The sequence below is a fragment of the Photobacterium sp. 2_MG-2023 genome (assembly GCF_030547675.1).
Taxonomy (GTDB): Bacteria; Pseudomonadota; Gammaproteobacteria; order Enterobacterales; family Vibrionaceae; genus Photobacterium; species Photobacterium arenosum.
Window position 1 is genome coordinate 167,519 of the sequence record NZ_JAUOQQ010000004.1, and the last position, 15,215, is coordinate 182,733.

At 54.4% G+C, this 15,215-nt stretch carries 13 protein-coding genes; 10 read left to right on the plus strand and 3 right to left on the minus strand.

Annotated features, from left to right (window positions below):
- The first annotated feature begins 27 nt into the window (after positions 1 to 27).
- Both Q4491_RS05415 and argH read left to right on the plus strand, forming a co-directional pair.
- A complete protein-coding gene (locus Q4491_RS05415; protein ID WP_303455536.1) occupies positions 28 to 1,236 on the plus strand; it encodes an argininosuccinate synthase in 1,209 nt (402 codons plus the stop codon).
- A gap of 71 nt (positions 1,237 to 1,307) precedes the next feature.
- Positions 1,308 to 3,185 carry an argininosuccinate lyase gene (gene argH / locus Q4491_RS05420; RefSeq protein WP_303455538.1) on the plus strand — a complete coding sequence of 626 codons (1,878 nt, stop codon included), beginning with the start codon at positions 1,308 to 1,310 and terminating at the stop codon, positions 3,183 to 3,185.
- Between the two features lie 120 nt (positions 3,186 to 3,305).
- Here the strand turns inward: argH and Q4491_RS05425 are convergent, their stop codons facing one another.
- The gene (locus tag Q4491_RS05425; RefSeq protein WP_303455540.1) at positions 3,306 to 4,757 is read right to left on the minus strand and encodes a dihydrolipoyl dehydrogenase; all 1,452 of its coding nucleotides are present in this window, start codon (positions 4,755 to 4,757) and stop codon (positions 3,306 to 3,308) included.
- Between the two features lie 75 nt (positions 4,758 to 4,832).
- The gene (locus Q4491_RS05430; RefSeq protein ID WP_303455542.1) at positions 4,833 to 5,561 is read right to left on the minus strand and encodes a glutathione peroxidase; all 729 of its coding nucleotides are present in this window, start codon (positions 5,559 to 5,561) and stop codon (positions 4,833 to 4,835) included.
- Between the two features lie 161 nt (positions 5,562 to 5,722).
- Between Q4491_RS05430 and oxyR the strand changes: the two genes are divergently transcribed.
- Positions 5,723 to 6,622: a DNA-binding transcriptional regulator OxyR gene (gene oxyR / locus Q4491_RS05435; RefSeq protein WP_027250629.1), complete on the plus strand. Its 900-nt coding sequence runs from the start codon at positions 5,723 to 5,725 to the stop codon at positions 6,620 to 6,622.
- Positions 6,623 to 6,690: 68 nt separating this feature from the next.
- Here the strand turns inward: oxyR and Q4491_RS05440 are convergent, their stop codons facing one another.
- Entirely contained in the window at positions 6,691 to 9,240 is a 2,550-nt protein-coding gene (locus tag Q4491_RS05440; RefSeq protein WP_192015943.1) for a penicillin-binding protein 1A, read from the minus strand.
- Between the two features lie 143 nt (positions 9,241 to 9,383).
- Between Q4491_RS05440 and pilM the strand changes: the two genes are divergently transcribed.
- The 7 genes from pilM to aroB all read left to right on the plus strand — a co-directional run bounded on the left by pilM (position 9,384) and on the right by aroB (position 15,213).
- Positions 9,384 to 10,334, plus strand: coding sequence for a type IV pilus biogenesis protein PilM (gene pilM, locus Q4491_RS05445; protein WP_192015942.1), 951 nt, complete (start codon positions 9,384 to 9,386; stop codon positions 10,332 to 10,334).
- Entirely contained in the window at positions 10,244 to 10,921 is a 678-nt protein-coding gene (locus tag Q4491_RS05450) for a PilN domain-containing protein (protein ID WP_192015941.1), read from the plus strand. Before pilM ends, Q4491_RS05450 begins: the two co-directional genes overlap by 91 nt.
- Complete coding sequence (locus tag Q4491_RS05455; RefSeq protein WP_303455548.1) at positions 10,914 to 11,537, plus strand: type 4a pilus biogenesis protein PilO; 624 nt, start codon at positions 10,914 to 10,916, stop codon at positions 11,535 to 11,537. Before Q4491_RS05450 ends, Q4491_RS05455 begins: the two co-directional genes overlap by 8 nt.
- Positions 11,534 to 12,022 (plus strand): hypothetical protein, encoded by a 489-nt coding sequence (locus Q4491_RS05460; RefSeq protein ID WP_192015939.1) that lies wholly within the window; start codon positions 11,534 to 11,536, stop codon positions 12,020 to 12,022. The genes Q4491_RS05455 and Q4491_RS05460 overlap by 4 nt, the downstream gene beginning before the upstream one ends.
- 36 nt (positions 12,023 to 12,058) lie before the next feature.
- Entirely contained in the window at positions 12,059 to 13,393 is a 1,335-nt protein-coding gene (locus Q4491_RS05465) for a type IV pilus secretin PilQ (RefSeq protein WP_303455552.1), read from the plus strand.
- A gap of 207 nt (positions 13,394 to 13,600) precedes the next feature.
- Positions 13,601 to 14,119, plus strand: coding sequence for a shikimate kinase AroK (gene aroK / locus Q4491_RS05470; protein ID WP_027250635.1), 519 nt, complete (start codon positions 13,601 to 13,603; stop codon positions 14,117 to 14,119).
- A gap of 20 nt (positions 14,120 to 14,139) precedes the next feature.
- Entirely contained in the window at positions 14,140 to 15,213 is a 1,074-nt protein-coding gene (gene aroB / locus Q4491_RS05475) for a 3-dehydroquinate synthase (RefSeq protein ID WP_218384420.1), read from the plus strand.
- The last annotated feature ends 2 nt before the right edge of the window (positions 15,214 to 15,215 follow it).

The window sequence follows — 15,215 nt, forward strand, 5'->3', positions numbered from 1 at the left end:
TCGAGCAGGCAACAAAGGAGAGTAACAATGAGCAAGGTGAACAAAGTAGTATTGGCTTATTCCGGCGGTCTGGACACTTCGGCCATCATTCCATGGCTGAAAGAGAACTATGACTGTGAAGTGATCGCCTTCGTGGCCGATGTGGGCCAGGGAGAAGAGGAACTGGTCGGCATTGAAGAGAAAGCCCTGGCGTCAGGTGCATCGGCTTGTTATATCGCCGATCTGAAAGAAGAGATGGTCAAAGACTATATCTATCCAAGCCTGAAAACCGGTGCTGTCTATGAAGGGAAATACCTGCTGGGTACCTCAATGGCCCGTCCGATTATCGCCAAAGCCCAGGTGGAATGTGCGCTGGAAGTGGGCGCCGATGCCCTGTGCCACGGTTGTACCGGTAAAGGCAACGATCAGGTGCGTTTTGAAAGTGCCTACGCGGCCCTGGCACCACAACTGACTGTGATTGCCCCGTGGCGTGAATGGGATCTGCGCAGCCGTGAAGCCCTGCTGGATTATCTGGCCGAGCGTAAGATTCCAACCACGGCAACGCTGGAAAAAATCTATTCCCGTGACGCGAATGCCTGGCACATTTCAACCGAAGGCGGCGTACTGGAAAACACCTGGAACCAGTCCAACGAGCTGTGCTGGGTGTGGACCAAAGATCCGGAAGATGCGCCGAACACCCCGGAAGAAGTATCTGTACTGATTGAAAAAGGCGAAATTGTGGCGGTAGATGGTAAAGCCATGTCGCCGTATGAAGCTCTGGTGTATCTGAACAAAAAAGGTGCCGAGCACGGTGTCGGCCGTATCGATATCGTCGAGAACCGTCTGGTCGGTATCAAATCCCGTGGCTGTTATGAGACGCCGGGAGGCACCATCATGATGGAAGCCCTGCGTGCCGTTGAACAGCTGGTACTGGACAAAGAATCGTTTGAATTCCGTGAAAGCATCGGCCTGAAAGCCTCGCACCTGATTTACGATGGCCGTTGGTTCACGCCTCTGTGCCGTTCACTGCTGGCCGCGGCCAATGAGCTGGCGCAGGACGTCAATGGCGAAGTGGTGCTGAAACTGTACAAAGGCCAGGTGACTGCTGTTCAGAAACGTTCGCCGAACAGCCTGTACTCGGAAGAGTTCGCTACCTTCGGTGAAGACGAAGTGTACGACCACAGCCATGCGGGTGGCTTTATCCGCCTGTACTCGCTGGCAAGCCGTATCCGTGCCCTGAACGAACAGAAAAAATAATCTAACTAGCGTAAAGCGCATTACTAATAAGACATGTGAGCAAGTCGGTCGTACAGCAAAGGAGAAGTACCATGGCACTATGGGGCGGACGTTTTAGTCAGGCAGCAGATACTCGGTTCAAGCAGTTTAACGATTCCCTGCGTTTTGATTACCGCCTGGCGGAGCAAGACATCGTTGGCTCGGTGGCCTGGTCAAAAGCACTGCGTCAGGTCGGGGTACTGACCGAAGAGGAGCAGCAGAAGCTGGAGCTGGCACTCAATGAGCTTAAGCTGGCTGTGATGGAGGATCCGCAACAGATCCTCCAGTCTGACGCCGAAGACATCCACAGCTGGGTTGAGCAGCAGCTTATCCACCGTGTGGGGGATTTGGGCAAAAAGCTGCACACCGGCCGTTCACGTAACGATCAGGTGGCGACCGATCTCAAGCTGTGGTGTCGTCAGCAGGGACACCAGTTACTTATGATGCTGGATCACCTGCAAAGCCAGCTGACTACGGTGGCCCGTGAGCATCAGGCTACTGTGCTGCCGGGATACACCCACCTGCAGCGTGCCCAGCCGGTAACGTTTGCCCACTGGTGTCTGGCTTATGTGGAAATGTTTGAGCGTGACCATTCACGTCTGAGTGATGCGCTGCACCGGTTAGATACCTGTCCGTTAGGCTCCGGTGCGCTGGCCGGTACGGCTTACCCGATTGACAGGGAAGCCCTGGCTCACAGTCTGGGTTTCCATCGGGCCTCGCGCAACAGCCTGGATTCTGTGTCTGACCGTGATCATGTGATGGAGCTGTTGTCGACGGCGTCGATTTCCATGCTGCATCTGTCCCGTCTGGCAGAAGACATGATTTTCTACAACTCGGGCGAGTCCAACTTTATTGAGCTGGCCGATACCGTCACCTCAGGTTCTTCCCTGATGCCGCAGAAAAAGAATCCGGATGCGCTGGAGCTGATCCGCGGCAAGTGCGGCCGGGTCTACGGTTCACTGGCGGGCATGATGATGACGGTCAAAGCGCTGCCGCTGGCGTACAACAAAGACATGCAGGAAGACAAAGAAGGCTTGTTCGACGCACTCGACACCTGGCACGAATGTATGGAAATGGCCGCGTTGTGTTTTGACGGTATTAAGGTCAACAAAGACCGCACCTTAGAAGCGGCAATGCAGGGCTATTCGAATGCTACTGAACTGGCCGATTACCTGGTGGCCAAAGGCATTCCGTTCCGCGAAGCACACCATATCGTTGGCGTGGCTGTGGTGGCGGCTATCGAGAAAGGCTGTGCACTGGAAGAATTGTCGCTGGAGGAGATGCAAGCCTTCTCGCCTGTGATTGCTGAGGATGTGTATCCGATCCTGACGATTGAATCCTGTCTGGAGAAACGCTGTGCCCTGGGCGGCGTGGCGCCTAATCAGGTCGATCACGCCATTTCACAGACGGAAAAACGGCTGTCGAAACGCCATGCACCGGGTGTGAAAGTGCGTGGTGCACGCCTTACCGATCTGGACGCCATTGAAGGTATGGTGGCGTACTGGGCCGGACTGGGAGAGAACCTGCCTCGTCCGAGGAACGAACTGGTGCGTGATATCGGCTCATTTGCGGTGGCAGAAACTCAGGGCGTGGTCACAGGCTGTGCATCGCTTTATGTCTATGACTCAGGTCTGGCGGAAATCCGCTCGCTGGGTATTGAGGCCGGTTGGCAGCATCAGGGGCAGGGCAAGGCACTGATACAGCATTTGCTGGAAAAAGCCAGCCAGATGGCCATCAAGCGGGTGTTTGTGCTGACGCGTGTGCCTGAATTTTTCATGAAGCAGGAGTTTATTCCGACCTCAAAATCGCTGCTGCCAGAGAAAGTCATGAAAGACTGCGATATGTGTCCGCGTCAGCATGCCTGTGACGAGGTGGCACTGGAAGTCAGATTGGATCAGCAGCATGTGATTCCGAGCGTCAACGTCGCCTGATAAGCACACTGCAACTGTGAGTGAATAACAAAGCGCCGGTTATCCGGCGCTTTTTTGTCACCCCTAAACTACCGCCTATGGCGGTGGTGATTGTTTCCCGTCAATGTTATTGGGGTTACATTAACAGCCGGGGCCGCAGTCCATGCAGTGTTTGATCATTTCAGGTCCCAGATGCAGTTTGGCGTTGAGATCACGTAGTGCGGTACGGACACCTTCCTCGATCACCGGATGGTAGAAGGGCATATCCAGCATTTGCGCCACTGTCATTTTGCTCTGGTGTGCCCAGGCCAGTAAGTGCGCCAAATGCTCAGCATTTGGCCCTATCATCTCTGCCCCCAGAAAACGGCCTGTGCCATGTTCGCCGTAAAGGTTCAGTATGCCTTTGTTACGCAGCATCACCCGCGAACGGCCTTGATTCTCGAACGAGACAGTACCTACCTCAAAGCAGCCACAGTTACCGAGCCGCTCGGTAATATCGCGGCGACTTTCCCCCACCATGGCAATTTGCGGCTCGGTGAACACCACGGAAATTTTCGAGCGACGCAGTCCGGCGCGAATATCCGGGAAGCGGCCGGCGTTGTCACCGGCGATCCGGCCCTGATCGGCTGCTTCGTGCAGCAGAGGCAGCTGGTTGCTGGCATCACCGGCAATGAAAATCGACGCCACTGAGGTTTGCAGGGTGAAATGATCGGCGATCGGTACGCCACGCTCATCCAGTTCCACACTGGTGTTGTCAAGCGCCAGTTTGTCGGTGTTCGGGCGACGGCCGGTTGCGGCCAGCACATAGTCAAACATCTGAGTTTCCAGCTCGCCCGATTTGCTGAGGAATTGAATCTCAACCCTGTCGCCAACACGTTTCATGCTTTCGACTTTGACATCGGCATCCAGGTACAGCTCGTCATTGAAGGCGGTATTGGCATATGACATGACCTCATCGTCTGTCAGCGGGCCAACCTGGCCGCCGAGACCGAAGATCTTGACCTTAACCCCGAGGCGATGTAGCGCCTGACCCAGCTCCAGTCCGATCACGCCCGGACCGAACACGGCAACCGAAGCCGGCAAATCGTCCCAGTTAAAGACATCATCGTTAATCACCAGGCGATCACCCAGCTCATGCCATGCGCCCGGATAGGCAGGTCGGGAGCCGGTGGCAATCACAATCCGCTGGGCTTCAATGCGGGTGTGGCCGTCGACCTCAAGCGTTGTGTCATCGATAAATCGGGCGTAGCCGCTGATTTTGTCTTCTGCAGCAATCTCATCGACGCTCTCCAGCACGAAGCCGACGAAGCGGTCACGCTCACGTTTGACACGGTCCATGACTTCGCGGCCGTTGATCTGAATCTCGCCTTGTGGATGAACACCAAAGGCGGGGGCTTTTTCAATGTTGTGGACGCTTTCGGCCGCCGCAATCAGCAACTTTGAGGGCATGCAACCCACACGGGCACAAGTGGTGCCGTATGGGCCACCTTCTATCATGACCACGCTGTCTGTGTGCGCTTTGGCTGCGCGGTAAGCGCCCAGACCAGCCGTTCCACCACCAATAATGGCCACATCCACGGTTAAGGTTTTCATCTTTTCTCTCCAACGACATTCAGTTCAAGGGTGTGCAATACCGGCAGGGCGCTTAGCCCTGCCTTGGGGCATGGATTAGCCCAGGTAGGCTTCCAGCTCTTCGCTGCCACCGATGTGCTTGCCACCAATAAAGACCTGAGGCACAGTGCTGCGACCAGAGACAGCGCGCAGGCTTACCGTGGTGGCATCTTTACCCAGAATCACCTCTTCAAACTGAAGACCCTTGTCGATCAGGTTTTGTTTCGCCTTGGCACAGAAAGGACAGCTAGGTTTAGTGAAAACGGTGACCGACTCCTGCAGTTTATGATCAGGGGCGATGTAGTTCAGCATAGTATCAGCGTCAGAAACATTGAACGGGTCGCCCGGCTCGTCGTTCTCGATAAACATTTTTGTGACAACGCCGTTTTTCACCAGCATGCTGTAGCGCCATGAACGGTCACCGAAGCCCAGATCGTTTTTCTTCACCAGCATCCCCATGCCTTGCGTGAATTCTCCGTTGCCGTCTGGGATGAAAGTAATGTTGTCTGCATCCTGATCGGTTTTCCAGGCATTCATCACAAAGGTATCGTTGACTGAGACACACAGGATGTCATCCACACCGTGTGCAGCAAAGACGGAAGCCAGCTCGTTGTAACGCGGCAGGTGGCTTGACGAACAGGTCGGCGTGAACGCTCCCGGCAGGCTGAACACGACAACGGTTTTGTTGCTGAACAGCTCATCGGTTGTGACGTCAACCCACTGATCGCCCTGGCGGGTACGGAAAGTAACCTGTGGAATTGCGTGACCTTCTTTTGATGTAAACATGTTGTTCTCCTGATAGATGTTTTAATTTCAATATTTTGTGGAACGTTTTTGTCTTGTTCCTGTTGATGGAGCTAGTATGCAAAATTTGGATTGATAGCTATAATCGTTTGCTGTTATCTTATTAATCGTTAATTTCTATTAAATGAAATGGGAACCGATTGATGAATATCCGAGACCTCGAATATCTGGTGGCTCTGTCTGAGCACCGTCATTTTCGTAAAGCGGCAGAGGCGTGCTTTGTCAGTCAACCGACCCTGAGCGGCCAGATCCGTAAGCTGGAAACCGAGTTAGGGGTGTCTTTGCTGGAGCGGACCAGCCGCAAGGTGCTGTTTACGGATGTCGGGCTCAGTCTGGTGACTCAGGCGAGAAAGGTGCTGCACGAGGTCAAGGTACTGGCAGAGATGGCCAGTCAGCAGGGGGAAAGTATGGCCGGCCCGCTGCATGTCGGCTTTATTCCCACGGTCGGCCCTTATTTATTACCCCTGATTATTCCAGCACTTAAAGCGGCTTTTCCCCAGTTAGAGCTGTATCTGCATGAAGCGCAGACTCAGGTGCTGGTGCAGCAACTAGAAGAAGGCAAACTGGACTGCATCATTCTGGCTGCTGTAAAAGAAAGTGAGCATTTCAAAGAGCTGTCTCTTTACCATGAACCTATGGTGTTGGCGGTGCCAGAGGGGCATCCCTGGGCCGATAAAAGTGAGCTGCCAATGCAGGAGCTGAATGGCCATACTCTGCTGATGCTGGGGGATGGGCACTGCCTGCGCGATCAGGCGATGGGGTTTTGCTTTGCTGCCGGTGCGAAGGAAGACGGCAGTTTCAAGGCGACCAGCCTGGAAACCCTGCGCAATATGGTGGCGGCTGGCAGTGGTATTACCTTGCTGCCTAAGCTGGCAACGCCTCACACGGCCAAGCGCGATGGCGTGTGCTATCTGAAAGCCTGCGATCCTGAACCGAGCCGTTTGATTACACTGGCCTATCGTCCCGGCTCGCCGCTTAAAGGGCGCTATGAGCAGCTGGCAGAGCAGATCAGGCGCAGTATCAGTCTGCACCTGGACAGCTGAGATAAAACAAGCGCGCCCAGGGGCGCGCTTGTTTTTCCTTATTCAGAATCCGTGTTCAGCACAGTGGGTCAGAACAGTTCGTCCGAGCTGTCGGATTCAAAAAGGCCGCCGTCGCTGCCCCCTTCACCGACATAATCTTTCGGTTCACTTCCCTGAATGAAGTACTCGAACATAGAGGTAAAGTCATTTTTCTTGGTCAGCTTGCCCGTGTCACGGTCGATACGCACCTGAACAATGTTGGGCGGTAACTGCTTGCGTTGTTCCGGCACATCCTGCAGCGCCTGCTCCATGAAGCCAATCCAGGCGGGTTGCGCCGTTTTGGCGCCAGCTTCTGCACCGGCCGTTTGATCATCAGTAATGTTAGGGTTAGTGCTGGTGCGGCCCAGCTCGCGGCTGTGATTATCAAAGCCGACCCAGGCGGTGGCAACGATACCCGGCCCGAATCCTGTATACCAAGCATCTTTGGAATCGTTGGTGGTGCCGGTTTTCCCCCCGATATCACGGCGTTTCAGTACCTGACCCCGCCAGCCTGTGCCGTTCCAGCCGCTGCCGTGGCGCCAGTCACCGCCACCCCAGATATTGCTTTCCAGCATTTCACGGACCAGAAAAGCGTTCTGCTCGGTGACAACTTGTGGCGCGATACGAATCGGTTGCTGGTCGGCTTCAGTGGCACTGCCCGTCGGGCCCAGTTCTTCTTCACTGATGGCGATGTCATGCATCACAGCGCGGCTGGCCACCACATGGTTACCGGCCAGCTGTTCTTTTCGCTGGCAATCATCATTACAGACAACATTCGGATGGGCCTGATACACCAGGTTGCCGTAGGCATCTTCTACCCGTTCGATGAAATAAGGCTCAACAAAATAGCCGCCATTGGCAAACACAGAGAAACCCTGCACCATTTCCAGCGGAGTCAGGCTGCCTGCACCCAGAGCAATGGCTTCTGCCCGGGGGATATCTTTACGCTTGAAACCAAAGCGGGTCAGGTAGCTTATGGTGTCATCCAGCCCGACATCCTGCAGGACGCGGACCGCCATGACGTTTTTCGACTGCGCCAGACCGATACGCAGGCGGGTAGGGCCATTGTATGTCGGCGGTGAATTTTTCGGACGCCAGGCGGTGCCCATGCTTTTATCCCAGCTGTTCACCGGTGCATCGTTGATCAGGGTCGCCAGTGTCATGCCAGAGTTGAGGCCGGCTGAATAGATGAACGGCTTGATGCTCGAACCTACCTGGCGGATAGACTGGGTGGCGCGGTTAAATTTGCTGTGTACGAAGTTAAACCCGCCCACCATAGCCTGTACGGCACCATTGTATGGCGAAATGGCGACAAAAGCAGTGTTGGCATCGGGCACTTGGCTCAGCACCCAGCTCTCGCCTTTGTGCTGCACCCAGATTTGCTGGCCGGGTGCCAGGATCTCAGTGGCTGTTTTCGGTGCCGGGCCCTGGCTGGAGTCGGTAATGAAGCGACGCGCCCATTTCATGCCGTCCCAATCCAGATTCTGATGCTGGCCGCTACGCAGGATGACCTCCGCATTTTTCTGACCGACCTTAACTACCACGGCAGGTTCCAGTTCACCGTAGCTTGGCTGTTTGGCCAGATGATCCAGAACCATCTGCTCATCCCACACCGCCTGTTCCGGCATCCACAGGGTGGCTACCGCACCACGGAAGCCATGGCGCTGGTCATAATCCATCAGGTTTTGTATGGCGGCATGTTGCGCCGCCCGCTGCAGTTTGGGGTTGACAGTGGTGAAGACTTTCATACCGGAGGTATAGGCATCTTCGCCGTAACGATCCAGCATCCAGGCTCTGGCGCGCTCGGCAAAGTAAGGGGCATTCAGCGCAATTTCCGCACCGTGATACCGGGCTACGATTGGCTCTGCTTTGGCCTGTTCGAATTCGGTCCGGGTGATGTAGCCTTCATCCAGCATACGGCTCAATACCACATTGCGGCGTGTGGTTGCCCGATCCAGCGAGTAGATAGGGTTCATGGTGGAAGGCGCTTTCGGCAGGCCGCCAATGATGGCGATTTCGCTCAGCGTCAGCTGGCTGACATCTTTACCAAAATAGACCTGTGCCGCTGCACCAACACCGTACGCCCGGTAACCCAGGTAAATTTTGTTCAGGTACAGTTCCAGGATTTCATCTTTGCTCAGCAGCTGTTCAATGTGAACGGCGATGAAAATCTCTTTGATTTTACGCATGATTTTTTTCTCATTGCTGAGGAAAAAGTTACGCGCAAGCTGCTGGGTAATGGTACTGGCGCCTTGCTTGGCCGATCCTGAGGTCGCCACCACAAAGGCCGCACGGGCGATGCCGATAGGGTCAATGCCGGGGTGGTCATAATAGCGGCTGTCTTCGGTTGCGATCACCGCGTTGATCATCTGCTGAGGTATTTGATCCAGAGTCAGCGGGATGCGGCGTTTTTCACCAAACTGGGAAATCAGTTCGCCGTCAGCACTGTAGACCTGCATAGGTGTTTGTAACTCAACGTTTTTAAGCGTTGCGACATCAGGGAGATTCGGTTTCAGATAAAGGTAGAAACCAAAAATCGTGCTGACTCCAAGAATGATGCAAATGATTGCAAAAATAAATAATCGCTTTATGAACTTCACTTGAGAATTCCCGTTACACCTTCGTTAGGCCATCCGCGCTATTTCAGTCAGTAGTATAAAGATAACTCAAATAAATTTAACGCCGTCAGAGGTGTTTATTCGAATAATTTTGCCTTGTCTTTACCAGGGGAGCATACCACGCCATGTTGCACAAGCCAGTCTGGACCGGGATAGATATCGGCCACCATAGTGTAAAGGCGGTCGTGCTTAAGCAAAATAAAGGGCGGCTTGCGTTATTGCATTACGCTGAAGTCGTTTTGTCTCCTGCAGAACTTGCCGGGACGTCCCCCGGTGGCGGGTTCCATCACAATAGCCTTTCCGGACCTATCTTGTTGTCAGCCTTGCGTAAAATACGGACTCTGCTTCCAAAGCGTTCTGTTCGCACTGTGCTGTCACTGCCGGACAGTGAGGTGGTGCAGCGGGAACTTACGCTCGAACAACGCTGGGGACAGGATATCGGAAGCGAACTGGCAAAGATACTGGCGGATACCTTGTCGATGGAGCCGGAGGCACTGAGCCTGGACTATTATCCATCCCCGACTCCCGGGCAGGAGGCGGCGGACAGCGGATTGCGCTTTCAGGTCTTTGCGGCCAAAACTCATCTAGTAGAAGCAAGAACCCAGAGTGTGCGTGAGGCGGGTTTTGAACCTGAGATCATGGAATTGCAGGCACGTGCACTCTTGTGGCTGCTGGAATATTGTCACCGGCAGGCAATCACGGCTATGGGAGCGAATCCTGCGCTGGTTTGTTTGGGAGCTGAGGAAGCGGATCTGGCCGCTGGTTTCTCGCACAACCTGCCGCTGCATCGTACCTTTTTGCTGAGCCGGTCTGGTAATGCGCCCTCACCGGAACTGATCCGGCAACTGCAACATTATCATTCCCTGTCGCCGTTAACCGGGCTGTGGCTGACGGGCCGATCATTGTCTGACAAGGAACTGGCTTTGTGGCAGCAAGCGTGTGGATTGCCAGTTGCTTTTTTGACCCCCGGGCAGGTGTTTCCTTTATGGCACAACTCGACGGCGGTGGCTGTGCCGCTGGATACCGTCTGGGCCAGAGCGGCGGCTTTGGCGGTCAGAGGGGCGCTGACATGTTGATCCCGGTCAATCTCTTGCCCTGGCGTGAAGCGCAGCGTATCGCGCATGCCCGCCGGTTTTGGTACTGCCTGGCGGCGACAGTGGTGCTGGCGGTGTTGAGCATGGGGAGTTTGCGATTTTATTACGGGGAACGGACGGCGCGCCAGACAAGCAGTAACGATCGCATTCAGCAGCAAATACTCGCGCTGGCGCCCGATCTTGCCAAACTGGCTGATTATCAGCGTCAGCATCAGATGTACCAGTCTCGCTTGGCGGCGGTTAGCCGCTGGCATCATGCGCGTTTTCCCTTGATTCACCTGCTTAATCATTTGCCTGATCTCCTGCCGCTGTCCGCCGGGCTGGAGAGGCTGACACTGAAAGATAATGCCATAGTGCTGGCCGGTCAGACCCGGCAACTGGCGGCGTTGCCGGACTTTCTGGCCCGGATCGAGCGCCAGGAGTGGGTGAGCCGCAGCCAGCTGCATTCTGTGCAACGCGATAACTCGGCGGGATCTGGTGAGCCGCTCACAGCCGGCGACGGAGCCTTTCAGCGATTTTCCGTCACTATGACTCTAGTGTCGCCGCTATTGGGGGATGTTCATGACTGACTGGCGGGATCTGACACTGGAGTCGATGCCCGGCTGGCCACTGCGTTATCAGTTGGTTGCCTGTCTGGGGGGGCTGGGGATGCTAAGTCTGGTGTTTTGGCATTGGAGTATTAAAGCGGTGATCCAGCAAGAGTACGAGCTGCAAGAGCAAGCCCGGTCACTGAGGACGCAGCTTGCCTGGCAACGCACACAGGCGGAGTTATTGCCTGAGTGGTCGGCGCGGACAGATAAGATGATGGCCCTGTACCGGCAGCAATCTGCCCGGCTGCCAGATAAATCAGCCTGGCCGCAAGTACTGGCGGAAATTGAAATACTCAGTGTGGATGCCGACGTAGCCTTGCAGCATCTCCGCTGGGGGAAAAGCGAAAATCACCAGTGGTACAGTGTGCAGCCTTTGCACTTTGAATGGCGGGGCGACTATGACTCGTCAGGGACATTGTTAGCCGGGCTGGCATCCATGCGCTGGCTGCTGGTGGTCAATGAGCTGACAATGCAGTCTGTCGACGGGCAATCAACTGAGCTGCGGGTCACTGGAAGTGCGCACCTGTACCAGATAGCTGTGCCGTCCGGAGACACGATTCTGACTGATGAGCAGAGACTGGAGATGCACCAATGATCACTTTTTTCCTCCGCCATTTATTCCTCCGCCCCTTTTTTTACCGTCTCTTTCTTTATCGCATGGGCAGCTTTGCTTTGCTGTTAGTGGCTGTGCCCGTCACAGGGTTCAGTCTGGCAGAGGCGCCTGAATATAACGTCAGTCCGCTTGGTTCTCCGTTTCAGCGCTTTGAGGCGACTGAGGCCGAACCTGTAGCGTGCCAAGCATCGGCAAGCGACATGCTGGTTAAGGGGCTGATGATGAAGGGCAGCGTCAAGGATGAGTACGGATGGGCGGCGCTGCTGAGTGCTGAGGACGGGCGGCTGTTCAAAGCCAGGCCAGATCAGGTTATCGGGCCCAGAGTCAGAGTACTCAGCGTGGATGCCGGGCAAACCGGATTAATTTTACAGACCCGCGGTGTGCCCGGTTGCCCTGTTGTGACTCATCACATTCTTCATCTGTCTCGGCGGGGTGGGCGGTTGATTGCGCCAGAAAACCCCTCCTGACTCCAGTCTGAGCAGAATTATTCAGGAAAGAAAAACATGCATACTTTTTGTGCACTGTTCATGCTGACATACTGCATGATCTCTGTGCTTGGCACTGCCTCGGCAATGGCAGGGTCTGAGGGACTATCTTCTGCGAATGGGAAGCGATTGTCGCTTAATTTTCAGGATGTCCCAGTACGCCAGTTATTACAGGTGATGGCTGAACACCAGCAGCATAACTTGGTGGTTTCCGATGAAGTGCAGGGCAATATTACCCTGAATCTCAAAGATGTGCTCTGGTCTCAGGCGCTGGATATTGTGTTGCAGATGAAAGGACTGGCCTATCAGCGGCACGGCAATATCATGGTGGTGGCGCCAAGAGCGGCAATGGCTGCTCAGGAGCCGCAGGCTATCCGTCAACCCTTGCAGGACGGGGAACTTAAAACCGAAGTGGTTCTTATCCGTTACGCTAAAGCCACGGATTTAGCGGACATGCTGGCAGGTAAACCCGGCCAATCGGGGTTGCTGACCGAGTATGGTGCTTTGCATGTGGATGACAGAACGAACGCTCTGGTTGTCAAGGAAGTGGCTGACAGCATGGAGACCCTGCTTGCTATCATTGACGCCTTGGATAAACCGGTCAAGCAGGTGCAGATAGAAGCGCGCATTGTCAGTATGAATGAGAAGGATATCACGGATCTTGGCGTACGTTGGGGGATGTTAGATACCAGTGGCAGCGTGACGCTCGGGGGTTCCATTGAAGGAAACCTGGCGGCGCTGGGGGCTGATAACCTTAAACCGGATGTCAGTGATTATCTCAATGTGAACCTTGGCGCTCAGGCTGGCGCTGCCAGAATGGCCTTTCAGGTGGCAAGGTGGGGGGATCAACTGCTGGATCTGGAATTGTCGGCCCTGCAGGCTGAGGAGAAAGCAGAAATCATTTCCAGCCCCCGACTGGTCACAACGAACAAAAAAATGGCCTATATTGAGCAGGGGACAGAGATTCCCTATCTCGAAGCCTCGTCAAGTGGCGCGGTGTCTGTTTCCTTCAAGAAAGCGGTGCTGAGCCTGATGGTGACGCCGCAGATCACCCCGGATGACAAGCTGGTGCTGGATCTTGAAGTCACACAGAATAAGCCCGGCGAGACGGTGATGACAGGCACAGGAGAAGCGGTGGCGATTGATACCCAGCGGATTGGCACCCAGGTGCTGGTGGACAATGGCGAGACCATAGTCCTGGGCGGCATTTTCCAGCACCAGTTCAGTCAGGCCGTGCGTAAAGTTCCCTTGCTGGGGGACATCCCCTTAGTGGGCAGTCTGTTCAGGCAAGAGCTTGAACGTGATACCAGACGTGAATTATTAATTTTCGTGACCCCGAAAATCCTCCGATAGTGAGGCCAGGCGCAGGCGCAGGGGGTGTTTATTTTGCTGAGATTAGACGCTTGACTGAGACTGGCTATTGCCAAACAGCAGTGAGTCCTGAGATAATTTTCGGTCTTATCACGAATGAAATGTGAGGAAGTTGGCGCCTCAGGCTTGTAAATCAATAGCCTGTGGGCGGTTTTGTCTATTTTTTAATCGCGCGTATATTTGCTAAACATGGCTGAAAAACGAAATATTTTCTTGGTAGGACCAATGGGGGCCGGTAAGAGCACCATTGGCAGACACCTTGCACAGCAGTTACATATGGAGTTTCTTGACTCAGATACTGTGATCGAAGAGCGTACCGGCGCCGACATCAGCTGGGTCTTCGACGTAGAAGGCGAGGAAGGCTTCCGTGCCCGTGAAGAAGCGGTCATCGACGATCTTACCCAGGAGCAAGGCATAGTCCTGGCGACCGGGGGAGGCTCGGTGAAAAGCAAAGAGAGCCGAAACCGTCTGTCAGCTCGTGGTATCGTGGTGTATCTGGAAACCACCATTGAGAAACAGCTGGCACGTACTCAGCGTGACAAGAAGCGCCCTCTGCTGCAAACCGACAAACCTCGTGAAGTGCTTGAAGCGCTTGCAGAAGAGCGTAATCCATTGTATGAAGAAGTAGCGGATTACACAGTACGTACCGACGACCAGAGTGCTAAGGTCGTTGCTAATCAAATTATCAAAATGCTGGAAGAGCGTTAACGACGGAGAAACAACGAGTCATGGAGCGGATTACAGTCAGTCTGGGTGAGAGAAGTTACGATATTTCAATTGGCACCGGATTACTGTCTGATCCGGACTATTTCACCTCTGTGACTGGTCGACGGGTTGTTATCGTCAGTAATGACACTGTCGCCCCTCTTTATGCCGACACACTGCAGGCCACGCTCAGTCCACTGGCAAAGGACGTGGCCCTGCTCAACCTCCCTGACGGCGAGCAGTACAAAACCCTCGATACTTTTAATCAAATCATGACATTTCTGCTGGAAGGCAGTTACGGCCGCGACGTGGTGCTGGTAGCACTGGGCGGTGGCGTGATTGGCGATGTCGTGGGCTTTGCCGCTGCCTGTTTCCAGCGTGGGGTGGATTTTATTCAGGTTCCGACCACCCTGCTGGCGCAGGTGGACTCATCAGTCGGCGGTAAAACGGCCGTCAATCACCCTTTGGGTAAAAACATGGTCGGGGCATTTTATCAGCCTCAGGCGGTGATCATTGACACTGACTGTCTGAAAAGCCTGCCTGCCCGCGAGTTTGCTGCCGGTATGGCGGAAGTGATCAAATACGGCATTATCGTTGATCAGGATTTCTTCCAATGGCTGGAACAACATCTGGATCAATTGCGTGCGCTGGATGCCAAAGCACTGAGTCAGGCGATTGCCCGATGCTGCCAGATCAAAGCGGATGTGGTTGCTGCTGACGAGAAAGAGTCAGGTGTGCGCGCGCTGCTGAATCTAGGTCACACTTTTGGTCATGCGATTGAAGCTGAGATGGGGTATGGTAATTGGCTTCACGGTGAAGCTGTTGCTGCCGGTACGGTACAAGCAGCACAAACGGCTTGTCTGTTAGGTTTGATGACATCAGCAGAAGCGGAAAAAATCCGTTCATTGCTGGTGCAAGCTGACCTGCCGGTCGTTGCACCGGAAACTATGAACTTTGACCATTATATCAAGCACATGATGCGGGATAAGAAAGTGTTGTCAGGTAAGCTCAGGCTGGTATTACCGACTGGAATTGGTCGTGCTGAGGTCGTTTCTGATGTACCGAATGATATCCTGCGTCAGGTGATAGAACCCTGATG